Consider the following 22,386-nt stretch of genomic DNA (forward strand, 5'->3'; position numbering starts at 1 on the left):
TATAAAAGTGCGATGACACGGTCCACCCGCCAGCGGGAGCGAACGCGCGAGACGGACGAGACCGAGGATCAGGAGGGGGTACGTGCCTGCCCCGAGTGTGAATCGGATAATCTCGTTAAGGACTCCGACCGGGGTGAGCTCATCTGTGAAGACTGTGGGCTCGTCGTGGAGGAAGAACAGATCGATCCTGGCCCGGAGTGGCGGGCGTTCAACCACCAGGAACGACAGGAGAAGTCCCGCGTCGGCGCGCCGACGACCCAGACGATGCACGACAAGGGACTGACGACGACGATCGACTGGAAGGACAAGGACGACTACGGACGCTCGATTTCTTCGAAAAAGCGCAGTCAGATGCACCGGCTGCGCAAGTGGCAGGAACGGATCCGTACCAAAGACGCCGGCGAACGGAACCTGCAGTTCGCGCTCAGCGAGATCGATCGGATGGCCTCCGCGCTCGGTGTTCCGCGCTCGGTCCGCGAGGTCGCGTCGGTCATCTACCGCCGCGCGCTCAAGGAAGACCTCATCCGCGGCCGCTCCATCGAGGGGGTCGCGACCTCGGCACTGTACGCCGCCTGTCGAAAGGAGGGGATTCCGCGAAGCCTCGAGGAGATCTCGGAAGTCTCCCGCGTCGAACGCAAAGAGATCGGTCGCACGTATCGATACATCTCGCAGGAACTCGGCCTCGAGATGCGACCCGTCGACCCGAAAAAGTACGTCCCTCGTTTCTGTTCCGAACTCGAACTCTCCGAAGAGGTCCAGACCAAGGCCAACGAGATCATCGAGAAGACGGCCGAGGAAGGATTGCTTTCGGGCAAGTCGCCCACCGGCTACGCCGCGGCCGCGATTTACGCCGCGTCGCTGCTCTGTAACGAGAAGAAGACCCAGCGGGAGGTCGCCGACGTCGCACAGGTGACCGAAGTGACGATCCGGAACCGGTATCAGGAACAGATCGAAGCGATGGGCATTCACGGGTAACGCCGCGCCGTTTCCAGCCGTTTTCTTTCGTTGCGATTTCGAATCCGAGCGACTGCGCTGTTGTCGTCGTCGCCGGGATCGCTGCCGAAACCGTCACGTGGTCAGCACTCGAGCGGGAGCTGTATAATCCGACAGGAGGCGTGATCGCCTGCTTACGCGCAAAATTCGACCGTGTACTGCCGCGGCCGCGTGGCTGCTCGATCGCGCAGTCGCCGGTCTCGAGTCCCGGACTCGACTACTCGTCTTTGCCGACGCTGATGACCTGCAACAGCGAGTAGACGGGGACGCCCTCGAGTTCCTCGAGGCCCTGCTTGTCCGCGAGGACGACGCAGGCGAGGGGTTTCCCGCCCTCGGCGCGGATCGCTTCGATGGTCTCGCGCATGGTGGTGCCGCTGGTGACGGTGTCGTCGACGATGTAGCACTCGCGGTCACGGATGCCGGCGAAGTTCCGCGAGAAGGTGCCGCCGAGTTCGTCGATGTCGCCTTCCTCCCACTGGTGTTTCGCAGGGGTGTAAGTCCCGAGGTCGGTCTCGAGTTCGCGGGCGACGAGGGTGGCGATGGGGCCGCCGGCTTTCTCGATCCCGATCGTCAGGTCGACGTCCTCGCCGTGTTTGGCGAGCATGTCGGCCATGGCCTCCGCGATGGCACCCATTCGTTTGCTGTCCCGACCGATCGCGGACCAGTCGACGTGGATGTCCTGCGGGCTGCTCCCGCCGTTGTTCGGTCGCTGGGTCGATTGGTCGGCCGGCTGCGGGCTCGTGCTGCTGCGCTCGACGAGCCAGCTCGCGGTCTCTCGAGAAACGTTCAGCTCGTCTGCGATTTCGCCCTTCGAGAGGCCCCGGGCCGCGAGCTCGGCCGCGCTCTCGATGAGGTCGTCGACGTTTTTCATATGCCTTCGAATTCGACCGCCGTTTTTATAGTCGTGTCGTCATCCACGGTTCCTGCCGATCCGCGGCCGCCAGCCGGGACGCGCGCGGTCGCTTCCGGGAACGCCCGATCGACCGACTCGAGATCGTAGATGCCAGAGACGATCCCCTCGAGTACCCACTCGGGGAGGTCGGCGAGGGTGTCGATGGCCGCCTCGAAGTGGCCGCGGTTCGAGTTGACGCTGCCGACGAGGGACTTGTTGTGGAGCACCAGTTCGCGGTGGAGGCGACCGCCGTCGACCTCGAACGCCCAGTCGCCGGGGACGCCGAGCAGCGCCGCGACGCCGTTCGGCGCGAGCGCCTCGATCGATTCGAAGGCGTGTTTCGCGTAGCCGGTCGCCTCGTAGACGACGTCCATCGGCTCGTACGCGTCCGGGATCTCCGGTACCGGCGTCTCGCGGGAGTCGATGTACGTCGCGCCGAGTCGCTCGACGATGTCGACCGTCGGATGCGACCGATCCTTCCGGCCGAGACAGTAGACCCGATCGTAGCCGAGGGTCTCGGTGAACATCGCGGCGGTCAGAAGCCCCAGTGAGCCGGTGCCGAGCACGAGGGCGGACTCGGGGTGCCAGTCGAACGCTGAGCGCGTCGCGCGAGCGTGCTCGAGGGCCTTCTCGGTGATGCTGATCGGCTCGACGAGAAAGCCCCACTGTGCCAGATCGTCGGCGATCGGCACGAGGTCGTCGGCTGGGCTCGTGACGTACTCCGCCATGAAGCCGTGGGCTCCGACGATGCCGCGTTCGACGTACTCGCCGTCGGGTGCCATGTCGGGCTCGCCGCGCTCGAAGTAGGCGTTGGTCTCGACGCCGGTGGGCGGCCGTCGGACCGTCGGCACGACGTACTGGCCCGCCTCGAGGGCGGTCCCGTTCGCATCCTCGACGACGCCGACGGCCTCGTGGCCGAGAATTAGCTCGTTGTCGCCATCCGGGAGCCCGCCGTGAGAGCCCTCGATGACCTCGTAATCGGTTCCGTCGACGCCCACGCGACAGATCCGCACGAGCGCCTCGCCGGGAGCCGGCTCGGGAACGGACCGCTCGACGACTTCGGGGACGCCCGCTCCGGGCGCGACTGCGATGGCTTTCATACGAACCCGGTAGGAACCGTGATGTTAAATATTTATTCCTACTCGAGTAAATAGCTGTGCGGTCGGGACAGTGAGTCGAGAGCCACGGACGCGGCGGCGGTCGTCGGGCGACCGATACTGAAAACGATTATCCGACTGCCCCTGCCTGTAGGTCACATGGAACGATACGACCTCGTCTATCGGCTCTACGACGAGTACGACACGAAGACGCTGCGAGAGTACCAGGAGTTCGTCGACATCTTTCCGGCCGTCGATTCGCGGGTCGCCCTGGAGCACTGGCAGGGTGCTACGGAGGAACTCGAGGAGCGCAAGGACGAGATCCGCTCGGCGTTTGCGGCCGGCGAAACGTTCGCCGAGGTCGCCGCGCGGGCGACCCGGGACCAGGCCTTTACCGCGCTCGACCTCGAGGCGAAGTACGGCCGCGCGGTGAACGTGCTCGTGCTCGACGTCGACGAGACGCTGCGCTCAGCCGGCGGAACCGACAACGAGATTCCGCGGGAGACGCTGCACCTCCTGACCGAGTTCTACGACGCCGGGGTCCCGATCGTCATCTGTACCGGCCAGACCTTAGAGAACGTCAAAGGGTTCGCGATTCAGGGACTGGGCAGCGAGATCGTCCACTCGGGTGACCTCTCGATCGTCTACGAGGCGGGAACCGGCGTGTTCACGCCGGGCCACGGCGCGGAGACGAAGCAGTTGCTCTACGAGGACCTCGAAGAGTCGATCCGGACCGTTTTCGACGACGTGCGCTCGCGCGTGCTCCCCGAAGCGCCCGAGGAACTCCGCCGGGGCTGTCACCTGCAGGGCAACGAGTTCAACGTCACGATGAAACCCAATTACGAGACCGGCTCCGCGGACGCTCGCGAGGTCATCGACGAGGCGCTGGTCTATCTCATCGATCTGCTCGCGGACGCCGCCGGGACGACGCTCGACGGCAACGACGGCAGCACAGAACTTGCCGACGAGGCGGTCGTCGACTGGACCCGCGCGTTCTATGCCGCACAGGACCCTGAGATCAGGGCCGTCCTCGAGGGAGAAGGCGCGTATCCCGACCTCGAGGCCGATGCGGTGCCCGAGGAACTCGCGGCGCTCCTCGAGCGCATCGACGTGGCCTACTACGAGGCCGATGCGGCCGAGATCGGCAGCCTCGAACTGAACAAGGTGGTCGGCGTCGAGCGGGCACTGGACGTGCTAGGTGTCGATGATCCCTTCGCGCTCGTGATGGGCGACTCCAAGAGCGATCTGCGGGTCATGGAGTGGGTCGCCGAGACCGACGCCGGGATCGCAGCGGCCCCGGAACACGCCTCCCAAGACACCTTAGAGCACGTTCTCGAGACGGACGAACTCGTCTTCGATCGCGGGAAAAGCGGGGACGTGCTCCGGACGGTCTACGCGCTGAATCGACTCGCCCGACTCGGGTGAGCCCACCCGCCGAGTGACTCGTCCGGAATCCGCTTCCGTCACGGGATTCTGACCGTCGCAACGGGTGACGTGCTCTCTTAAACGGCCGGAACACAAAGGCCCGCTCATCAACCGTGTCGGAATCCTCCCTTCTATCAGCACGATCCGAGCGAACGGGGTCGGCAGCGACTGCCTCACGGCCGCTGGCGGCCCGTTCGTGACGAGGCCGAGCGGATCGGCGAACCGACGAGACGACTCGAGTCCCGTTCTCACGGCGGCGTCGGTTGCCGGTCGGACTCGAGCCAGCGCTATGAGGTGATCCCAATGACGACGATCGCAGAACTTTCGCTTTCGACGACCGAGTTCGCACTCGCAGAGACCTTCCAGCAACTACCGGCCCTCGAGGTCCGCGTCGAAAGCGTCGTCGCGGAGGGGCCGTCCCGAACGGTCCCGCTCGTCTGGTTCTCGAACGTCGACCGGGACGATCTCGAGCCCGTTCTCGAGGACGATCCGACCGTCGCCGAGCACCGCCAGTTGCTCGAGAACACCGCAGACGGCGAACTGTTCTACCGGCTCGAGTACACCGAGGAAGTCGGGTCGGTCTGTTGCTGTGTCTACCGACACGGCGGGACGGTACTCGACGCCCACGTTTCGGACGGCCAGTGGACGCTCCGCCTGCTCTTTCCCCACCGCGAGGAGCTCTCGAGTGCCGTTTCGGCCATCGAAGACCGCGGCGTCCGAATCGATGTCAAGCGCATGGTCGAGGCCGGGCAAGACGAGGACCTCGAGACGACGGCGGCGCTGACCGAACCCCAGCAGGAGGCCATCGCCGAGGCCTACCGGCAGGGCTACTACGACGTGCCCCGCGAAATCTCGCTCGAGGAACTCGCGAACGAACTCGATATCTCCCATCAGGCCCTCTCCGAGCGGCTCCGTCGGGCGAATCGCGTGCTCGCGGGCGAACAGTTAGACGAGCCGGCGGGCGAGATGGCAACGCCCGACTGAGCCGCCCGAGGCGGGCCGACGGCGGGCGTTTTTTGACCGTGCCGGGCGGAGGGGCGTTCATGGCGAATCACGACCCCGGTGTTGCCGATCCGTTGTCGCTTCACGGTATCGTCCCGCCGACTGTCACCGCCTTTCAGGAGGACGAGTCCGTCGACTACGAAACGACCGCCGCACACGCCCGGTTCGTCGTCGACCGCGGGGCACACGGCGTCTTTCCGCTGGGAACTAACGGCGAGTTCCCGCTGCTGTCGGGCGAGGAACGCGACCAAGTCATCGACGCGGTCGTCGACGAAGTCGGCGGCGAGGTACCGGTCATCGCCGGCGTCGGTGCGCCGAGTACCCACCAGACCGTCGGCCACGCCGAACACGCCGAGTCCGTCGGCGCGGACGGCATCGTCGTCGTCACGCCCTACTACTACCCGCTGGATCGCGAGGGGGCCCTCGAGCACTACCGCCGGGTCGCCGAGTCCGTCTCCCTGCCGGTCTACATCTACCACATTCCCAGCAAGACCGGGAACGAACTCTCGCTGGACACCCTCGCCGAACTCACCGACATCGACACCATCGCCGGCGTCAAGGACTCGAGCAAGAACGTGCCGTGGCTCGCACAGGGGATCGATTCCCACCCCGACCTGACCTTCCTCGCCGGCTCGGACTCGCTGATATTCACCGGGCTCGAGGTCGGCTGTTCGGGCGCGGTCAGCGCCGTCGCGAACGCGTTCCCGGAACTCGTCGTCGACTGTTACGAGGCCTACGACGCGGGCGACGAGGACCGTGCGCGAGAACTGCAGAGCAAGATTTTCCAGGTACGAGACGCGTTCAAGGCCGGCGGCGCGTACATGTCCGGCGTCAAGACCGCGCTCCGGATACGGGGCTTCGACGCCGGCCCGCTCCGGAGCCCGCTGCGACTCAAGGACGACGACGGCGTGGCGGAGTTGCGCGAAGAGCTGCAGGCGCTCAACCTCGAGGGGGTCTGAGTCCCGCCCGCGGTCTGAGCCGCATCCGAGACCGATACTGAGTCCGAATCCGACACGGAGATTTTTGCCACGGCCGTCGAATGGCCGCCATGGAACTCACCGAGGAACAGGCGGCGGTCCGCGATGTCGTCCGGGAGTTCGCGCGCGAGGAGATCGAGCCGACCGCGCTCGAGGCCGATAGGGACCAGCGGTTTCCGGAGGACGTCTGGGACGGGCTCGCCGACCTCGATCTGACCGGGTTGACGGTCCCCGAGGCCTACGGCGGTTACGACGCGGACCCGGTGACGGCCGCCGTGGTCAACGAGGAGGTGGCCGCCGGAATGTTAGCCGTGGCGACGGCGCTGTCGGTCCACTCGCTTGCCACCTCCTGTATCGCGGAGTTCGGAAGCGAGGACCAGCGGGAGCGCTGGCTTCCCGAAATGGCCGCGGGGCGGCCGGTCGGTGCCTTCGCGCTCTCGGAACCCCACGCGGGATCGAACCCGGCGGAGATGTCGACCGAGGCTTCTCGAGACGGCGACAAATACGTCATCGACGGCGAGAAGCAGTGGATCACGAACGGCGAGCGCGCCGGCGTCTACGTCCTCTTCGCGAAGACCGACCGGGACGATCCGGACTCGGTCACGCAGTTTCTGGTCCCCGGCGACGCCGACGGGCTGACTGTCGGCGAGAAAGAGGATAAACTCGGCCTGCGCGCGAGCGACACCACGAGCCTGACCTTCGACGACGTTCGGATTCCGGCCGAAAACCGGCTCACCGAGGAAGGAAAGGGGCTCTCGGCCGCGTTTCACATCCTTACCGGCGGCCGGATCGCCATCGCCGCCCAGTCCGTCGGGCTCGCACGCCGCGCGCTCGAGGAAGCGATGGCCTACAGTCAGGAGCGCGATCAGTTCGGCGGCCCGATCGCGGACATCCAGACGATCCGGCACAAACTCGCGGAGATGGCGACGCGGACCCGCGCCGCACGGCTGTTGACCCGCGACGCAGCCCAAAAGCGGGCGGCCGGGGACGCGGCGCTCGAGGCGAGCATGGCCAAGTACTTCGCGAGCGAGGCGGCGATGTTCGTGACGAACGAGGCGGTACAGATCCACGGCGGCTACGGCTACGTCACCGAGAGCGAGGTCGAACGGCTCTACCGCGACGCCAAGATCACCGAGATCTACGAGGGGACGACGGAGATCCAGAAGACGGTGATCGCGCGGGAACTGCTGGACTGAGGACGGTCGTTCGATGGCCGCCGCTCGGCTCGAGCGGCCGACCGGTCGCCACGCCGCGACCGCCGCGACCGAAGTTCCTATTCTCCTGTCGCCCGTAGAGCCGGCTATGACCGACTACGACGCCGTCGTCTACGATCTGGACGGCACCCTCGTCAATCTCGATGTCGACTGGAATGCCGTCGCCGTCGATGTCCGCGAGGTGTACGACAGCGCTGCCGTCGACCCGCCGAGCGATGGGCTCTGGGACATGCTCGAGGCCGCGGCCGATGTCGGACTGGCCGACGAAGTGGAGGCCGTGATCGCCGCACACGAACACGACGGGGCACGGACCGCCGATCGGCTCGCCCACGCCGACGGGTTACTCGAGCGATCGCTGCCGGCGGGCATCTGCTCGCTGAACTGCGAGCGGGCGTGTCGGATCGCGCTCGAGGAACACGCGCTGACGCCGGCGATCGACGCCGTCGTCGGCCGGGATTCCGTCGGAACGTGGAAACCCGATCCGGAGCCGTTGCTCGCGACCGTGAGCGCACTCGGGGTCGAACCAGAGCGGGCGCTGTTCATCGGTGACTCCGCGCGGGATCAGCGGACGGCAGAACGGGCGGGCGTCGACTTCGAGTACGTCGGCGAGGGGCCGTCCGGTGTCTGAGTCTGAGTCCGAATCCGGGCTCGCGTCGCCGGATGGCTACGTCTGTTTTCGTTTCGCGTAAGCGAACACCGCGATCGACGTGACTAACCAGACGGGGGCCCCGACCCGGATCGCGAACTCGAGTCGATCGGCCCACGTGGGGAGGGTCGCGGTCGTCGATAGCGCGGCGACGAGCGGCGCGCCGACGACGATCGTCGCGACGAAGGTGGTCTGCATGACCCAGCCGTAGTCGACGCCGTCGGGCGAACTCGTCTCGACGCGTTCTGGCACGCGTGAGTATGGCGACCGGTCCCTCTTAAGCGCGCCGGGTCGCCCCCGGGCCGGTGCGGTGCGAGGGGGTGACGGCGCTTGCGGTCGATCGATTGCCGGAGAACAACGACGTTTAATCACGGGGGACCGACCTGTGGGTATGCCTAGCGTGCGGGATCTCAGAGCGAAGGCGGGCGAGGAACCGATCACGATGCTGACGGCCTACGACGCGCCCACGGCGTCGATCGTCGACGAGGCCGGCGTCGACATCATCCTCGTCGGAGACAGCCTCGGGAACACCAGTCTGGGCTACGAGGACACCCTTCCGGTGACCGTCGACGACATGGCTCGCCACACCGGCGCGGTCGCACGCGCGACCGACGACGCCCTCGTCGTCGCCGACATGCCGTTTCTCTCCGTCGGGGTCGACGAGCGCGCGAGCGTCGAGAACGCCGGGCGGATGCTCAAAGAGGAGGACGCCCACGCGGTCAAACTCGAGTGTGGCCCCCACACTGTCGACCTCACGGAGAAACTGGTCCAGCTCGGGATTCCGGTGATGGCCCACCTCGGCCTGACCCCCCAGCACGTCAATCAGTACGGCGGCTATCCGCGACAGGGAACCGACCAGGAGGCCGCCGAGCGCATCCTCGAGTTGGCGGAAGCCCACGAGGAGGCGGGCGCGTTCTCGCTGGTCCTCGAGCACGTGCCGTCGAACCTCGCGGCCGACGTGACGGCGGCGCTCGACATCCCGACGATCGGGATCGGTGCCGGCCCCGACTGCGACGGACAGGTGCTCGTGGTCGACGACGCGATCGGGCTCAGCGAGTGGACGCCCTCGTTCTCGAAGCAGTTCGGCGACGTTCGCGGGGAGATGGAATCCGCGATCGGCGCGTACGTGTCGGCGGTCGAGTCCGGCGAGTTTCCCGCCGACGAACACAGCCACGAGGAGCGCGACCTCGAGGAGATTTACTGAGAACAGCGCAGGGAGGCGGCGTCTCGGGCTGTCGGCCGACTCTCAGTACCAGTCTCGGCTGCGATCCTCGCCGACGGTCGCCAGGAATTCCTCGATGGCCCCGTTGAACGCGGCCGCTTGCTCGACCATCGCCAGATGGGCCGCGTCCTCGATCTCGGCGAGGCCGGCCCCGTCGATCTCGTCGGCCAGATACTCGTGGAACCACGGCGGCGTCAGTTGGTCGTACTCCCCGTAGACCGCGAGGACGGGGGCCTCGATCTCGCCGACGCGGTCGCGAACGTCGAACCCGTGACAAGTCAGGAAATCCCGCCGCGTCACCGCCTGTCCACAGTCGTGCATCCGCTCCATCGAGCGCTCTCGGATCTCGGGATCGGGGTCGTGAAAGAGCCGGTCCGGCCCGTGCAGGAACTCGACCGCCCGCTCGAAGTCCGACTCGAGCCACGACAGCAGGTCCTCGAGAACGCCGAGCCGGGCACCGGTGCCCGTCAACACGGCCGCCTCGGGGGAGAAATCGCGCTCGAGCAGGATCTGTAAGACGACGGCACCGCCGAGCGAGTTCCCGACGAGGATATCCGCATCCGTTGTTTCCGCGACGGCCAGTACGTCGTCGGCGTAGGCCGACAGCGCCGTGTAGCCGGCGCTCGCATCGATGTCGTCCGACTCCCCGTGGCCGCTGAGATCGACCGAGACGATCGGGTGGTGGTCCGCGAGCGGGTGTTGGCCGGTCCATACCTCGCGCGAGCCGCCGCTGCCGTGGACACAACAGATCGGCGGGCCGTCGCCGCCGCGGTCGACAACGTCGTAGGCCGTCTCCCGTCCGTGGTGTGATACCGTTTCCATACGAAAGGACACGAGCGGGGCGGGCATAAAGACTCGATTCGGGGCCACCGGAGTACGCCAGCAACGGGGCTATCCTCCTCGCGGGCCGAGTAGCAGCTACCGCTTGACTGACCAGCGTGGGCGTTGTCGCTGTGAACTACGAACAATGAACTACAGATCGACCGTGCCGCCTTCCTGCGATTAGTCGGCGGAAGATTTATATATTAGCAGTGCTTACCTTGGGTTAGTTACAGCATGACTCTCGAACAATTCACCCGCGAAGAGGGGCAAGTGGCCCGTCGATACGAGTACGAGGACAGCACGGTGATGGCCGTCGACTTCGGTACCGAGGAGGCTGATGCCTCGGTGGACGTCGTCGATGGAACCGTTATCGTCGTCCTCGCGGACGATCAGTACGAAATCGAACTGCCCGAGACCGCCGAGAACGCGCACACGTTTATGAAAAACGGCGTTCTCACTGTCGAACTGGAGGAGGAACTATGAAGCTCACCGTCAAACCACTGAAACAGAAAGACGCCGGCCGCGGACTCGCCGCGATCGACCGCGTCTCCATGAACGAACTCGACCTCGAGAACGGCGATTACATCGTCATCAAGGGGAAGGGTGACAGTCAGGCCGTCGCTCGCGTCTGGCCCGGCTACCCCGAAGACGAAGGACGCGGCATCGTCCGCATCGACGGCCGCCTGCGCCAAGAGGCCGACGTCGGGATCGACGACAACGTCACGATCGAACCCGCGGATGTCAAACCCGCCACGTCGGTCACCGTCGCGCTGCCCCAGAACCTCCGCATTCGCGGGGATATCGGCCCGCTCGTCCGGGACAAGCTGTCCGGACAGGCCGTCACCGAGGGCCAGACGGTACCGTTCTCGCTCTCGTTCGGTCCCATGGCCAGCTCCGGCCAGTCGGTGCCGCTGAAGATCGCGAGCACCTCGCCGTCGGGGACCGTCGTCATCACGGACTCGACGAGCATCGAAATCTCCGAGACCCCCGCCGAACAGGTCCAGTCCGGCGGCGGCGCGTCCGCCGAAGGCGTCCCGAACGTCGCCTACGAGGACATCGGCGGGCTGGACGACGAACTCGATCAGGTCCGCGAGATGATCGAGCTGCCGATGCGCCACCCCGAGCTGTTCCAGCAGCTGGGCATCGAGCCGCCGAAGGGCGTGCTCCTGCACGGCCCGCCGGGCACCGGGAAGACGCTGATGGCGAAAGCCGTCGCCAACGAGATCGACGCCCACTTCGAGACGATCTCCGGCCCGGAGATCATGTCGAAGTACTACGGTGAGAGCGAGGAGCAGCTCCGCGAGGTCTTCGAGGAAGCCGAGGAGAACGCCCCCTCGATCATCTTCATCGACGAGCTCGACTCCATCGCGGCAAAGCGCGAGGAGGCCGGCGGTGACGTCGAACGACGCGTCGTCGCTCAACTGCTCTCGCTGATGGACGGCCTCGAGGAACGGGGCCGCGTCACGGTCATCGCCGCGACCAACCGCGTCGACGCGATCGACCCCGCGCTCCGGCGCGGCGGTCGCTTCGACCGCGAGATCGAGATCGGCGTCCCCGACAAGGAGGGCCGCAAGGAGATCCTGCAGGTCCACACCCGCGGGATGCCCCTCCACGAGGGGATCGATCTTGATCAGTACGCCGAGAGCACGCACGGCTTCGTCGGTGCCGACCTCGAGTCGCTCGCACGCGAAAGCGCGATGAACGCGCTCCGTCGCATCCGCCCCGAACTCGACCTCGAGTCCGAGGAGATCGACGCCGACGTGCTCGACTCGCTGGAAGTCTCCGAACGGGACTTCAAGGAGGCGCTCAAGGGCATCCAGCCCTCCGCGATGCGCGAGGTCTTCGTCGAAGTCCCCGATGTCACGTGGAACGACGTCGGCGGACTCGGCGAGACCAAAGAGCAGCTCCGCGAGACGATCCAGTGGCCGCTCGACTACCCCGAGGTGTTCGAGCAGATGGACATGCAGGCCGCCAAGGGCGTCCTCATGTACGGCCCGCCGGGCACGGGGAAGACCCTGCTCGCGAAGGCCGTCGCCAACGAGGCCCAGTCGAACTTCATCTCGATCAAGGGCCCCGAACTGCTGAACAAGTACGTCGGGGAGTCCGAGAAGGGGGTCCGCGAGGTCTTCGAGAAGGCGCGGTCGAACGCACCGACCGTGATCTTCTTCGACGAGATCGACTCGATCGCGGGCGAACGCGGCCAGCGTCAGGGTGACTCCGGCGTCGGCGAACGAGTCGTCTCCCAGCTCCTGACGGAACTGGACGGCCTCGAGGAACTCGAGGACGTCGTCGTGATCGCCACGACCAACCGACCGGACCTGATCGACAGCGCCCTGCTCCGTCCCGGACGGCTCGACCGCCACGTCCACGTGCCGGTCCCCGACGAGGACGCGCGCAAGGCGATCTTCGACGTCCACACCCGCAACAAGCCCCTGGCCGAATCCGTCGACCTCGAGTGGCTTGCCAGTCGGACGGACGGCTACGTCGGTGCCGACATCGAAGCGGTCTGCCGCGAGGCGTCGATGGCCGCCAGCCGCGAGTTCATCAACTCGGTCGACCCCGAGGACATGGACGACACCATCGGCAACGTCCGCATCAGCCGCGAACACTTCGAGACGGCGCTCGAGGAGGTCAACCCGAGCGTCGCCCCCGAGACCCGCGAGCAGTACGAGGACCTCGAAGAGGAGTTCCAGCAGGCAGAACCCGGACAGGACGAACAGCTCGGACGGACCTTCCAGTAAGGTCGCCACGCGGTCACGACACGTGACCGCTCCCGGGCCCGTTCTATACTGTCATCTCATTCTTCGCAGGCCGTGCACTCCCCGTTTTGCTCACCCGAGTCGACCGGCCCGCCGGTTTCGAACGCGACCGTCGCTAACCGTTCCTCGAGGACGTACCGGAACCAGACGATCAGGCCGTGGCCGCGTTCGCTCGACCAGATCCCGGTCTCCGCCGTTTCCCGCGGGACGAGTCCCTCCGTCAGCGCGCTTATCACGACCGTCTCCCGGTCGACGAAGAGGAGACGGCCCAGCGACCGCTCCGCCGGTCCTTTCGAATCGAACGCGAAGTCGGTGACGGAGACCCGAGCCGTCTCGACGGCCTCCCGAACGGCGTGCCGGGCCGACGCCGACGGTACCTCGACGAACACCGCGACGCCCCGATCGCGCGCCGCGGCGAGTGCCTCGAGGAGGGCTGGCTCGAGCAGGTCTCCGTCCGCCACGAGCAGGTAGATCTCGCTCGTCGCGTTCTCGACGGCCGCCGTCGTCCGGTGGGACAGATCCCGCTGGTCGGCGACCTTCCAGACGCCGTCGCCCTCGGTCGTCCGTCGCTCGAGGTCCCGGAGGTTCGTGGTCGCAGTCTCGAGGTGGTCGCGGTACTCCTGTCGGAGTCGTTCTCGGGCGACATCGACGGAGACGACGGCGTATCGCCGCGGGTCGGACGCTTGGACGTCGACGAGCCCGAGCCGGTGTAACTGTTCGACGACGTCGTAGACGCGCGACTGGGGAACGTCGGCGACCTGACTGATCTCCTTTGCCGTTCCCTCAGAGAGCTGCGTCAGCGCTACGAAACACCGCGCCTCGTACGTGCGAAGCCCCAACTCCTCCAGCGCGTCGATGGCATCAGCTTCAGACATGGGTGAACCGACCGCTCGTTGAGGGAGCCATAGTGTGGGAGTAATCGGCGTGAAACGCGGAAAAGCTATGCCACTTCTTCAGTCCGGTAAAATCGGGTTGTGCGGCCGGCACGCGGAGAGTAATATCAGCTTACTCGCTCGGCAGCTGTGCATGTCACGAACAGTGTCCCCACGGAGGTACGTCGATCGGACTCACCTATTCAAGCCAAAGCTTGGTAGTAGCCGATCGGCTACCACTGGTAATGGTCGGACAATCGATCGACCGGATCAAGGAGATCGACGAGCGACGAGCGAACCGCCGGAGGGCAAGCGGCTAATGTCCGGACCCGATCGCGATCCCGCGGACGAACGGCCGGTGCTGGCCGAACGGTCCCACGACGAGACGACGCCGGCCAGCATCGCCGTCGTCTACGCGATCGCCGCCGCGCTCGATACCGATCCGATCGAGTGTACGACCGAACACGGCTTCACGCTGTACGACCACATCGATCCCGAGGCCCTCGATTCGCTGATGGGTGACGACCGACGGGAGGAGTCCGTCACCGTCGAACTGCGACTAAACGAGCACCTGCTCCGCGTCTCCGATCGCGGTTCCGTTCGCGTTCTGGGTCCGACCGACGCCGACGACGACTCCAACGGCTAACAACGGGACCGAGAACGGACCGCGCGAACCCCGTCAGTGGGCGATATCTGCCGGGTCGAGTTCCTCGAGGTCCTCGAGGAGGTCGTCTGCGTGGCCCTCCGGCGAGACGCCCTCGTAGGTCGCCTCGATCCGACCGTCCGGACCGATGACGTAGGTGTTCCGGAAGACGCCGTCGAAGGTGTTGCCGAACATCTGCTTTTCCCCGTAGGACTCGTAGAGCGTCGCGACCTCGCCGAACTCGTCGGAGAGGAGGTCGAATTCAAGGTCGTAGTCGTCAGCGAAGTCGGCGAGGTCGTCGACGGGGTCGTCGCTGATACCGACGACCGACACGTCGCGGTCCTCGAACTGCGGCAGCGCGTCGTTGAACCCGCAGGCTTCGGTGGTACAGCCCTCCGTGTTGGCACGGGGATAGAAGTAGACGACGAGCCGCCGCCCCTCGAAATCGGAGCGGCTGACCGTCTCGCCGTGTTGGTTTGGCAGTTCGAACTCCGGCGCTTCGTCGCCGACATCGAGCATGGGTTCGACTTAGCGACCGCTGCCGTATACGTTGCGATTTCACACGGCGACACACCGCGCCGGAAACTCGGCCGCGGCGGAAACGGACCGGGACCGGCGGCGAGTCGAACGCCGACTCACTCGAGCCGTTCGGCGGCCTCTCGGTCGACGAGGGGAGCGGCGTTTTGCTCCGGGAGCGTGACGACGTCGTCGCTCGTCAACGTGTACTCGCGGTCGTCGACGCCGAGGATCGAGCCGATGTCGCTTGTGATCCGAACCGTCGTCCGATCGATGTCGGCGGGCTCGTCATCGTCCCGTGTGCCGGCCGCCGAGTCGGCGTCGGGATTCGGCGGGGTCGGCGCGGAATCCGGCCCAGTGGCCCCGTCGGGCCCACCCGAACCCTGCGCGGCGTTGGGGCCGTCCGGTCGGTCGTTCGACGGGTTGGCGGGCTCGCTCCGGTCGACGGCGTCCGCCTCCGGCGCGTCCGTCGACGGCCCTTCTCCGCCCATGACGTCGGCGGGAGAGACGCCGCTCGAGTCGCCTGCTCCCGGTTTTCCGCCCGCTTCGGAGGCTTCGGGACCGGCCGGTTCCTCGGGCGGTGCCGGCGGGGTCTCGTCCGTGGTCGCACCGGGTGGTGACGGGTCGTCAGGACGGGACTCGCGGCCGCTGGGTCCGTCGGTCGCGGTGGGATCGGAGTCGGCCGCGGCGTCGATCCGCGCGTCCGGTTCGGTGGCCGCACCCTCGACGCCCTCGAGGACGTCGAGCACCCGGCTCTTGTTCGAGCCGATGCGGTCGACCAGATCGTCGAAGAGGTCGGCCTCTTCGGCGGTCAGGCCCTCGTCGTTGGCTGCCATTCCGGCCGCGGCGAGGCTGGCCTGTTTGACGAGTTTGCCCATCCGGCGCTCGTAGATCGCCTCGACGACGTCCTTGGCGGTCTCGATCTCGTCGGTCAGCCGGCCGACCTCGGGCGCGGAAAAGGGATCTTCGGCCTGCTCGGCGACGCGGTCGCGTTCGTCCTCGAGATCGGCAATGTACTCGCCGACCTCTTGGTAGAACGAGGGGCGAAGGTTCTGGAGGCTGTCCTTCTGGCGCTCCTTGCTCTGGACCGAACGCAGTTCGTCGAGGTTCATTCTTTCTCCTTCTCGGCGCGGCCGCGTGCCATCAGGAACACGGCGACGTACTCGGGTAGTGACTGGTCACCCTCGGAGACCGTAAAAGTATCTCCTCCGAGTTCGACCTCGCCACCGTCGCTGACGTCGACCGTGATCTCGTGACCGACGAACGTCTCGGGGACGGCGTCGACCAGCGGGTCGAAATCGGCGATTTCGTCGCGCTCGAGTCGCACCGTCTTCAGCCCGCTCCCGCCGTGGAGACTGCCGGGGAGCCGGATGAGTCGGTTCGTGTCCGTCGTGACGGGTTCGTCGATGGGCGCGTTATCTCGCTCGACGGCCGTGCTCGCGAACCGTTCGGCTAACTGCGCGACGGCAGTGTGGACCGTTACGTTGCCCGCCTCGAGTTGCTCGCGATTGTTGCGGGCCGCGTTCAGCGTGGCCTGTGCCTTCCCCTCGCCGATGCCGTCGAACGCCTGCAGTCGCTCGAGGGCGTCGTCCTCGTCGGCCGCGAGCAGGTCGTCGATGAAGGCCATGAAGTGGTCGTGGATGCGAGCACCCCAGCCGCCCTCGACTCGCAGCGTTCGGCGTTCCGTCGGCGTCTTCCGGCCCAACCCGGCGACGGTCTCGGTCTCGATCAGTTCGTCGAACTCGAGGCCGATGCCCCGGACGTAGTCGACGATTTCGCGCCGGTGCTCCCGATCGAGTTCCAGGACGTTCGTATCGCGGACGTGGACGTGATAGCCGCGGCCGCCCGAGAAGACGATCTCGAGGTCCTCGAAGGCGAAGTCGTCCTCGAGGAAATCGAGCAGTCGGAGCAGGGCGTCCTTACACTGGGCGAGCATCTCGGCGTAGCTGTCCTCGCCGAGCGTCACACCCGGCAGGTGGTCGGCGTCGAGGTCGAAGACGAGATCCGCGGACTGCCAGTCTTTCTCGTGCATCGAACTCGCGCCCGGATCGCGAAAGCGCCCCGCCGAGAAGTAGACGTGGCGCGGGCGTTTCCGGACGAGGAACTCCGAGAGGTCGCCTAACTCGAGCAGCGAACGGTGGCGGACCATGGTCGTGTCCGGGCCCTCCGTCCAGGGGATGAACCCCCACTCGCGTTCGTTGGCCGCGGGCGGCGGCGTGATCGCTGTCCGTCGATAGTGATCGCGGAACCGGCCCCGCAGATAGGCCCTCGTTCGCTCCTCCATGCGCTTCGGGTAGTCGTCGGTGGTGGTGTATAACCCTGCCGAATGGGACGGAGTCGTGACTCAACTATGTATGACAACGCGACGCTCGACCCGACTCACCGACGGATCAGGTCGGAAATTCGGTCGGCGAGGCCGACGTCGGCGCCGAGTTTCAGGTAGTAGGCGTCGCCGCCGTCCTCGTAGTAGTTGTCGATCCGGCGCTTGATCTCGAAGCCGAGGTGTTCGTAGAACTGCAACGCGTTCTCGTTGCTCGTGCGGGCGTGACACGTGATCGTGTCGTGGTCGTCGGCCACGTGGGCGACGAGCCGTTTGCCGATCCCTTCACCGCGGTAGTCGGGGGAGACCGCCAGAAAGAGAATGTAGCCGTCGCGACGAACGGCGGCGAATCCGATGAGGTCGCCGTCTTGAACGTAACAGTGGACCGTCGACCGGCGATACGCGTCGGTAAAGAAGTCGTGTCGCTGTTTGAGCACATCCTCCTGACGGTTGATCTCCTCTTTTAGCTGCCAGGCTTCGTCGACGAAATCGTCGCTCCCCGGGGCGACGACGCGACTGTCGATGTTGACGCTCACTACCGTCACATACCATCGTCGTCAATATAATTCCACCGGCAGTCGATCCGCGGGAACGTCAGACGGAGCCGACATGTCCGTAACAGGTTCCGTTCGCGGGCGACTAGATCGCCGGCGACGCGGCCGAAACGACGGGCATAGAAGTCACGCCGGCGAACGGGCGATCAGATGGGGTTCGAACTGCGCGATCACACGGCCGATGTCGCGGTGGCGGCGACCGGACACTCGCTCGAGGCGGTCTTCGCCGCGGTCGCCGACGGCCTCGCGGCCGCGTCGTGCGACGAGATACCGGCCGAGACCGGCGACCGCTTTTCGCTCTCCGTGACCGCGGAGAGCCGCGAGGCGCTCCTGTTCGACTACCTCGACGAACTGATCTACCTGCGGGACACCCGCGCGGAACTGCCGGTCGACCACCGCGTCGACTCGATCGCCGGGCCGGCGTCGGGCGACAGATCGGGCGCGGACGACAGACCGGCGGAGTGGTACCTTGAGGCCAGCGCCCGCGGTGTCCCCCTTGACGCGGTCGACGCTCGCGAAGTGAAGGCGGTAACCTACTCGGAGATGCGCCTCGAGCGGGTTGGAGAGGACGAGGCCGGCGGCTGGGAGGCGTACGTCGTCTTCGATGTCTAACCCGAGACGCAACTGCTTGCATCAGCTCCGGTCGTCGTCGCAATCCGTCAATGAGACGGTCTCTCGGAGTCGCTGGCAAGACGAACATCTTTCATCGCCGGGGCTCGAGTCTCGAGTATGACCACTTTCGACGCAAACGGCATCACGTTAGAGCGGGTGCGCGAGCACGTCTGGGAGATTCCACAGGAGGGCGACATGCGCGCCCCCGCACGGGTGCTGGCGAGCGAAGCACTGCTCGAGGAGATTAAAGAGGACAAGAGCCTCGAGCAGATCAAAAACACGACCCACCTGCCCGGCATCACCAACCACGCGATCTGTATGCCCGACACCCATCAGGGCTATGGCTTCCCGGTCGGCGGGGTCGGCGCACTCGATGCCGAAGACGGCTGTATTTCGCCGGGAGCGGTCGGCTACGACATCAATTGCGGCGTCCGGATGATGCGGACGAACCTGACCTACGACGAGTTGCAGGGCCGCGAGGAGGAACTCGTCGACTCCCTCTTCGCGAATATCCCGTCGGGGCTGGGCGGCGGCGGCATCGTCGAACCCGGCATCGACGCCGTCGACGAGATCCTCGCCCGCGGCGTCGACTGGGCGCTCGAGAACGGCCACGCCGTCGAGGAGGACCTGTTACACTGCGAGGACGAAGGGATGCGCGAGGGCGCGGCCCCCGAAAAGGTGAGCCAGAAGGCCAAGGACCGCGGGAAGAACCAGATCGGCTCGCTGGGCTCGGGCAACCACTTCCTCGAGGTCCAGCGCGTGACCGACGTCTTCGATTCGGGCGTGGGAGAAGCCTACGGGCTCGAGGAAGACCAGATCGTCGTGTTGATCCACTGTGGCTCCCGCGGACTGGGCCACCAGACCTGCAACGACTACCTGCGGAAGATCGAGCAGCAACACAAGGGGCTGTTGGATCAGTTGCCCGACAAGGAACTCGCGGCCGCGCCCGCTGGCTCACAACTCGCCGAGGACTACTACGGCGCGATGAACGCGGCGATCAACTTCGCGTGGGTCAACCGCCAGCTGATCATGCACCGCACGCGGCAGGTCTTCGAGCGCGTCTTCGACCGCTCGTGGGAGTCCATGGACATGCACCTGCTGTACGACGTGGCCCACAATATCGCGAAGAAAGAGACCCACACGGTGAACGCTGACGGCGACGAACGCGAACTTTACGTCCACCGGAAGGGTGCGACGCGGGCGTTCCCCGCGGGCCACCCCGAAGTCCCCAAAGCCTACCGCGATGTCGGCCAGCCGGTGATCATCCCCGGCAGCATGGGCGCGGGCAGCTACGTCCTCCGCGGCGGCGAGAACTCGATGGACCTCACCTTCGGCTCCACCGCCCACGGTGCGGGGCGGCTGATGAGCCGTACGCAGGCCAAAAACGAGTACTGGGGTGGCGACGTTCAGCAAGACCTCGAGGACCAGCAGGCGATTTACGTGAAGGCCCAGTCCGGTGCCACGATCGCCGAGGAAGCGCCGGGGGTCTACAAGGACGTCGACGAGGTCGTCCGCGTCTCCGACGAGCTAGGGATCGGCGACAAGGTCGCGCGGACGTTCCCCGTGTGTAACATCAAGGGGTGATCGATCGAGGCCATCGGTTCCGGTCGTTCGAGCCCTACTTCAGCCGGTACGGACTCTCGTTGTCTCCGCCGTCATCCTCGCCGTCGTTTCTGTCGCCCTCGTACGGTTTTCTCGCGGTGATCGTCACCGTCGCTTCGGGGTCGTCCTCGTCGGCCCACGGGCTGTCGTAGGCCGAAATCTCGAGGTCGGTCACGTCCCATCCTTCCTCCTCGACGAGTTCTACGAGGCGACGCTGGTCTGCGAGCATGTCCTCGTCCATACCGTTTCCTTCGAGCGTGGACGGGGTAGGTCTTCCGCCGGCCGGTGGCTGACGCGGGTCACTCGCGTTCGTCGCTCCCAGCGGTTTCGCCGACGTCGATCACCTCCTCGACGAGCGTGCGGTGTGCGCGCCGGAGCCGCTCGGAGAGCGCCTGATGGGAGATACCGAGTTCGTCCGACAACCCGTCCATGTCCATCCCGCGCGGAATCTCGTAGTAGCCGCGCTCGAGGGCCGCGACCAGCGTCTCGTACTGCGGCTCGGTGAGCCCGAACCGGTCATGGCGGTTCTCCTCGAGTCGGTGAATCTTCTGAATCTCGACGCTCAATCCCGCTTCGGTCGCGAAGTCGTAGGTCCGGGAGAGCGCCTCCCGTTCCGGGAAGAGGACGCGGAATCGCCACTGTTTGCCCTCCACGTGCGCATCGAGGACCGTCGCCCGTTCCTCGGTCAGCAGGTGGAGGATGACGGTCACGTCGTCCACCCAGTTCATCCGGTAGAGACACTCGTCGCCGAGGTTCGTCAGCCGTTCTGCCGCCTCGACGCTGGGGTCGTCCGCCAGCGCGTCGTCGACGGTCTCGAGCGTCGATTCAGAGCCCGAAAACCAGACGTAGGGCATGACGTGACCCGGGTCGTACGCGACGACGCGTTCGATCTCGATCTCGATGTCGAGGTCGTCCGTCGCCTCGAGCGTGTGCCGGAGCGCGAACGCCGCGGCGGGCACGGCGAGTTCGGCGATGGTACTCATGTGACTCCTCATCACGCGGACGACCAAGAGTGTCCGACTCCGCTGAACCCCGGCGTTCTCGTTCCCGTTCCATCGTTGCACCGCGCTGACAGCATTCGGAACCGAAATCGGTTACGACCCCGTCAGATTCCCGGCGTGCTTAAGCGGATCCGGCTGCAACTCGGTAGCATGCTCACCGACGACTTCGGGCGGGAGGTCTCTGGGGTTCGCGTCTCCCTCACCGATCGGTGTAACTTCGACTGCGTCTACTGTCACAACGAGGGGCTCGGCGACACCCGCGGGCCGATGGACCCACAGGACGACGAGATGTCGACCGACGATGTCGTCCGGTTCCTCGAGGTCGCCGCCGAGTTCGGGGTCGACGCGGTCAAGTTCACCGGTGGGGAGCCGATGCTCCGGCAGGACTTAGCGGAGATTATCGAACGCACGCCCGATCAGATGGAGGTCTCGCTGACCACGAACGGGACGTTCCTTCCCGGGCGAGCCGAGGACCTCGTCGACGCCGGCCTCGAGCGAGTCAACGTCTCCCAGGACGCGCTCGATCCGGAGGACTTCGCCGCGGTGACCAAAAGCGGAGCCTACGAGAAGGTCCTCGAGGGGGTCGACGCGGCGCTCGAGGCGGGCTTAGATCCGGTCAAACTCAACATGGTCGTCTTCGAGCACACGGCGGGGTACGTGCCGGAGATGGTCGACCACGTCGCGGCAAACGACGGGCTCCAGCTGCAGTTGATCGAGTACATGCCCGAACTGACGGGCAAGCCGGAGTGGAACATCGACATCCAGCGGGTTCACGACTGGCTGGCCGAACAGGCCGACGAGATCGAACACCGCGAGATGCACGATCGCAAGCGATACTGGGTCAGCGACGGATCGACCGATGCGGCCGATGCCGGACCGGACGCCGCCGGCCGCGGGATGGTCGAAATCGTCGACCCCGTCGAGAACCCCACCTTCTGTGCGAACTGCCATCGCGTCCGCGTGACTCACGAGGGCTATCTCAAAGGTTGTCTCAACCGCAACGACGACCTCAAAACGATGGGTGAGATGACCAAGCCGGAGATCCGCGAGGCGTTTCGAGACGTCGTCGCCAACCGGGTGCCCTACTACGGCGAGTACATGATCCAAAACGACGAGGGCGAGTGGGAGATCAACGAGAAGTACATCGAGGAGTACGCCGGAGCCTGATTCGGATTCGTTTTCGGGTGCCGACTCGAGTCGAATCTCCGGGACTCGAG

24 protein-coding genes are annotated in these 22,386 nt (G+C 66.0%); 13 read left to right on the top strand and 11 right to left on the bottom strand.

Features of this window, described 5'->3' with window-relative positions:
* The first annotated feature begins 12 nt into the window (after positions 1 to 12).
* Entirely contained in the window at positions 13 to 975 is a 963-nt protein-coding gene (locus tag C489_RS16420) for a transcription initiation factor IIB (RefSeq protein WP_006432461.1), read from the top strand.
* Positions 976 to 1,210: 235 nt separating this feature from the next.
* Here C489_RS16420 and gfcR read toward each other — a convergent pair whose 3' ends face one another.
* Together gfcR and C489_RS16430 are read right to left on the bottom strand one after the other, a co-directional pair.
* Positions 1,211 to 1,864 (bottom strand): transcriptional regulator GfcR, encoded by a 654-nt coding sequence (gene gfcR, locus C489_RS16425; protein ID WP_006432462.1) that lies wholly within the window; start codon positions 1,862 to 1,864, stop codon positions 1,211 to 1,213.
* Positions 1,861 to 2,985, bottom strand: a complete 1,125-nt coding sequence (locus tag C489_RS16430) for a glucose 1-dehydrogenase (protein ID WP_006432463.1) — start codon at positions 2,983 to 2,985, stop codon at positions 1,861 to 1,863. The genes gfcR and C489_RS16430 overlap by 4 nt, the downstream gene beginning before the upstream one ends.
* 156 nt (positions 2,986 to 3,141) lie before the next feature.
* On the opposite strand from C489_RS16430, the gene C489_RS16435 reads away from it, so the two are divergent.
* The 5 genes from C489_RS16435 to C489_RS16455 all read left to right on the top strand — a co-directional run bounded on the left by C489_RS16435 (position 3,142) and on the right by C489_RS16455 (position 8,228).
* On the top strand, positions 3,142 to 4,407 hold the full coding sequence (locus C489_RS16435) for an HAD family hydrolase (protein WP_006432464.1): 1,266 nt from the start codon (positions 3,142 to 3,144) through the stop codon (positions 4,405 to 4,407).
* Between the two features lie 303 nt (positions 4,408 to 4,710).
* Positions 4,711 to 5,391, top strand: coding sequence for a helix-turn-helix domain-containing protein (locus C489_RS16440; protein WP_049890967.1), 681 nt, complete (start codon positions 4,711 to 4,713; stop codon positions 5,389 to 5,391).
* A gap of 59 nt (positions 5,392 to 5,450) precedes the next feature.
* Positions 5,451 to 6,368, top strand: a complete 918-nt coding sequence (locus C489_RS16445; protein ID WP_006432466.1) for a dihydrodipicolinate synthase family protein — start codon at positions 5,451 to 5,453, stop codon at positions 6,366 to 6,368.
* A gap of 89 nt (positions 6,369 to 6,457) precedes the next feature.
* Positions 6,458 to 7,582, top strand: coding sequence for an acyl-CoA dehydrogenase family protein (locus C489_RS16450; protein ID WP_006432467.1), 1,125 nt, complete (start codon positions 6,458 to 6,460; stop codon positions 7,580 to 7,582).
* A 106-nt stretch (positions 7,583 to 7,688) separates the two neighbouring features.
* Positions 7,689 to 8,228, top strand: coding sequence for an HAD family hydrolase (locus tag C489_RS16455; RefSeq protein WP_049890986.1), 540 nt, complete (start codon positions 7,689 to 7,691; stop codon positions 8,226 to 8,228).
* 36 nt (positions 8,229 to 8,264) lie between these two features.
* Here C489_RS16455 and C489_RS16460 read toward each other — a convergent pair whose 3' ends face one another.
* Positions 8,265 to 8,498, bottom strand: coding sequence for a DUF5822 domain-containing protein (locus C489_RS16460; RefSeq protein ID WP_006432469.1), 234 nt, complete (start codon positions 8,496 to 8,498; stop codon positions 8,265 to 8,267).
* A 139-nt stretch (positions 8,499 to 8,637) separates the two neighbouring features.
* Between C489_RS16460 and panB the strand changes: the two genes are divergently transcribed.
* On the top strand, positions 8,638 to 9,450 hold the full coding sequence (gene panB / locus C489_RS16465) for a 3-methyl-2-oxobutanoate hydroxymethyltransferase (protein ID WP_006432470.1): 813 nt from the start codon (positions 8,638 to 8,640) through the stop codon (positions 9,448 to 9,450).
* Between the two features lie 42 nt (positions 9,451 to 9,492).
* On the opposite strand, the gene C489_RS16470 is transcribed toward panB, so the two are convergent.
* Positions 9,493 to 10,290 carry an alpha/beta fold hydrolase gene (locus C489_RS16470; protein ID WP_006432471.1) on the bottom strand — a complete coding sequence of 266 codons (798 nt, stop codon included), beginning with the start codon at positions 10,288 to 10,290 and terminating at the stop codon, positions 9,493 to 9,495.
* 234 nt (positions 10,291 to 10,524) lie between these two features.
* Between C489_RS16470 and C489_RS16475 the strand changes: the two genes are divergently transcribed.
* Together C489_RS16475 and C489_RS16480 are read left to right on the top strand one after the other, a co-directional pair.
* Positions 10,525 to 10,773, top strand: coding sequence for a DUF7127 family protein (locus C489_RS16475; protein ID WP_006432472.1), 249 nt, complete (start codon positions 10,525 to 10,527; stop codon positions 10,771 to 10,773).
* On the top strand, positions 10,770 to 13,031 hold the full coding sequence (locus tag C489_RS16480; RefSeq protein WP_006432473.1) for a CDC48 family AAA ATPase: 2,262 nt from the start codon (positions 10,770 to 10,772) through the stop codon (positions 13,029 to 13,031). Before C489_RS16475 ends, C489_RS16480 begins: the two co-directional genes overlap by 4 nt.
* 56 nt (positions 13,032 to 13,087) lie before the next feature.
* On the opposite strand, the gene C489_RS16485 is transcribed toward C489_RS16480, so the two are convergent.
* Entirely contained in the window at positions 13,088 to 13,924 is an 837-nt protein-coding gene (locus tag C489_RS16485) for a TrmB family transcriptional regulator (RefSeq protein WP_006432474.1), read from the bottom strand.
* A gap of 316 nt (positions 13,925 to 14,240) precedes the next feature.
* Between C489_RS16485 and C489_RS16490 the strand changes: the two genes are divergently transcribed.
* Positions 14,241 to 14,567, top strand: a complete 327-nt coding sequence (locus C489_RS16490; RefSeq protein WP_006432475.1) for a HalOD1 output domain-containing protein — start codon at positions 14,241 to 14,243, stop codon at positions 14,565 to 14,567.
* 33 nt (positions 14,568 to 14,600) lie between these two features.
* On the opposite strand, the gene bcp is transcribed toward C489_RS16490, so the two are convergent.
* The 4 genes from bcp to C489_RS16510 all read right to left on the bottom strand — a co-directional run bounded on the left by bcp (position 14,601) and on the right by C489_RS16510 (position 17,936).
* Complete coding sequence (bcp, locus tag C489_RS16495) at positions 14,601 to 15,083, bottom strand: thioredoxin-dependent thiol peroxidase (RefSeq protein ID WP_006432476.1); 483 nt, start codon at positions 15,081 to 15,083, stop codon at positions 14,601 to 14,603.
* Positions 15,084 to 15,199: 116 nt separating this feature from the next.
* Entirely contained in the window at positions 15,200 to 16,192 is a 993-nt protein-coding gene (locus C489_RS16500; RefSeq protein ID WP_006432477.1) for a DNA replication complex subunit Gins51, read from the bottom strand.
* Positions 16,189 to 17,364 carry a DNA primase small subunit PriS gene (gene priS, locus C489_RS16505; protein WP_006432478.1) on the bottom strand — a complete coding sequence of 392 codons (1,176 nt, stop codon included), beginning with the start codon at positions 17,362 to 17,364 and terminating at the stop codon, positions 16,189 to 16,191. The genes C489_RS16500 and priS overlap by 4 nt, the downstream gene beginning before the upstream one ends.
* A 95-nt stretch (positions 17,365 to 17,459) precedes the next feature.
* Complete coding sequence (locus tag C489_RS16510; protein ID WP_006432479.1) at positions 17,460 to 17,936, bottom strand: GNAT family N-acetyltransferase; 477 nt, start codon at positions 17,934 to 17,936, stop codon at positions 17,460 to 17,462.
* A gap of 168 nt (positions 17,937 to 18,104) precedes the next feature.
* Here C489_RS16510 and C489_RS16515 point away from each other — a divergent pair, with 168 nt between their 5' ends.
* Positions 18,105 to 18,566, top strand: a complete 462-nt coding sequence (locus tag C489_RS16515) for an archease (protein ID WP_006432480.1) — start codon at positions 18,105 to 18,107, stop codon at positions 18,564 to 18,566.
* 117 nt (positions 18,567 to 18,683) lie between these two features.
* Positions 18,684 to 20,150, top strand: a complete 1,467-nt coding sequence (locus tag C489_RS16520; protein WP_006432481.1) for an RtcB family protein — start codon at positions 18,684 to 18,686, stop codon at positions 20,148 to 20,150.
* A gap of 34 nt (positions 20,151 to 20,184) precedes the next feature.
* On the opposite strand, the gene C489_RS16525 is transcribed toward C489_RS16520, so the two are convergent.
* On the bottom strand, positions 20,185 to 20,409 hold the full coding sequence (locus tag C489_RS16525) for a hypothetical protein (protein ID WP_006432482.1): 225 nt from the start codon (positions 20,407 to 20,409) through the stop codon (positions 20,185 to 20,187).
* A 58-nt stretch (positions 20,410 to 20,467) separates the two neighbouring features.
* The gene (locus tag C489_RS16530; RefSeq protein ID WP_006432483.1) at positions 20,468 to 21,151 is read right to left on the bottom strand and encodes a helix-turn-helix domain-containing protein; all 684 of its coding nucleotides are present in this window, start codon (positions 21,149 to 21,151) and stop codon (positions 20,468 to 20,470) included.
* Between the two features lie 168 nt (positions 21,152 to 21,319).
* On the opposite strand from C489_RS16530, the gene moaA reads away from it, so the two are divergent.
* Complete coding sequence (gene moaA / locus C489_RS16535) at positions 21,320 to 22,336, top strand: GTP 3',8-cyclase MoaA (RefSeq protein ID WP_006432484.1); 1,017 nt, start codon at positions 21,320 to 21,322, stop codon at positions 22,334 to 22,336.
* Positions 22,337 to 22,386 lie beyond the last annotated feature (50 nt).

The organism is Natrinema versiforme JCM 10478 (genome assembly GCF_000337195.1).
GTDB lineage: Archaea > Halobacteriota > Halobacteria > Halobacteriales > Natrialbaceae > Natrinema > Natrinema versiforme.

Bases quoted from the DNA above. Each gene is read 5' to 3' on its own strand.
- C489_RS16420 (WP_006432461.1), top strand. From the start codon at position 13: ATGACACGGTCCACCCGCCAGCGGGAGCGAACGCGCGAGACGGACGAG.
- gfcR (WP_006432462.1), bottom strand. From the start codon at position 1,864: ATGAAAAACGTCGACGACCTCATCGAGAGCGCGGCCGAGCTCGCGGCC.
- C489_RS16430 (WP_006432463.1), bottom strand. From the start codon at position 2,985: ATGAAAGCCATCGCAGTCGCGCCCGGAGCGGGCGTCCCCGAAGTCGTC.
- C489_RS16435 (WP_006432464.1), top strand. From the start codon at position 3,142: ATGGAACGATACGACCTCGTCTATCGGCTCTACGACGAGTACGACACG.
- C489_RS16440 (WP_049890967.1), top strand. From the start codon at position 4,711: ATGACGACGATCGCAGAACTTTCGCTTTCGACGACCGAGTTCGCACTC.
- C489_RS16445 (WP_006432466.1), top strand. From the start codon at position 5,451: ATGGCGAATCACGACCCCGGTGTTGCCGATCCGTTGTCGCTTCACGGT.
- C489_RS16450 (WP_006432467.1), top strand. From the start codon at position 6,458: ATGGAACTCACCGAGGAACAGGCGGCGGTCCGCGATGTCGTCCGGGAG.
- C489_RS16455 (WP_049890986.1), top strand. From the start codon at position 7,689: ATGACCGACTACGACGCCGTCGTCTACGATCTGGACGGCACCCTCGTC.
- panB (WP_006432470.1), top strand. From the start codon at position 8,638: ATGCCTAGCGTGCGGGATCTCAGAGCGAAGGCGGGCGAGGAACCGATC.
- C489_RS16470 (WP_006432471.1), bottom strand. From the start codon at position 10,290: ATGGAAACGGTATCACACCACGGACGGGAGACGGCCTACGACGTTGTC.
- C489_RS16475 (WP_006432472.1), top strand. From the start codon at position 10,525: ATGACTCTCGAACAATTCACCCGCGAAGAGGGGCAAGTGGCCCGTCGA.
- C489_RS16480 (WP_006432473.1), top strand. From the start codon at position 10,770: ATGAAGCTCACCGTCAAACCACTGAAACAGAAAGACGCCGGCCGCGGA.
- C489_RS16485 (WP_006432474.1), bottom strand. From the start codon at position 13,924: ATGTCTGAAGCTGATGCCATCGACGCGCTGGAGGAGTTGGGGCTTCGC.
- C489_RS16490 (WP_006432475.1), top strand. From the start codon at position 14,241: ATGTCCGGACCCGATCGCGATCCCGCGGACGAACGGCCGGTGCTGGCC.
- bcp (WP_006432476.1), bottom strand. From the start codon at position 15,083: ATGCTCGATGTCGGCGACGAAGCGCCGGAGTTCGAACTGCCAAACCAA.
- C489_RS16500 (WP_006432477.1), bottom strand. From the start codon at position 16,192: ATGAACCTCGACGAACTGCGTTCGGTCCAGAGCAAGGAGCGCCAGAAG.
- priS (WP_006432478.1), bottom strand. From the start codon at position 17,364: ATGGAGGAGCGAACGAGGGCCTATCTGCGGGGCCGGTTCCGCGATCAC.
- C489_RS16515 (WP_006432480.1), top strand. From the start codon at position 18,105: ATGGGGTTCGAACTGCGCGATCACACGGCCGATGTCGCGGTGGCGGCG.
- C489_RS16520 (WP_006432481.1), top strand. From the start codon at position 18,684: ATGACCACTTTCGACGCAAACGGCATCACGTTAGAGCGGGTGCGCGAG.
- C489_RS16525 (WP_006432482.1), bottom strand. From the start codon at position 20,409: ATGGACGAGGACATGCTCGCAGACCAGCGTCGCCTCGTAGAACTCGTC.
- C489_RS16530 (WP_006432483.1), bottom strand. From the start codon at position 21,151: ATGAGTACCATCGCCGAACTCGCCGTGCCCGCCGCGGCGTTCGCGCTC.
- moaA (WP_006432484.1), top strand. From the start codon at position 21,320: ATGCTCACCGACGACTTCGGGCGGGAGGTCTCTGGGGTTCGCGTCTCC.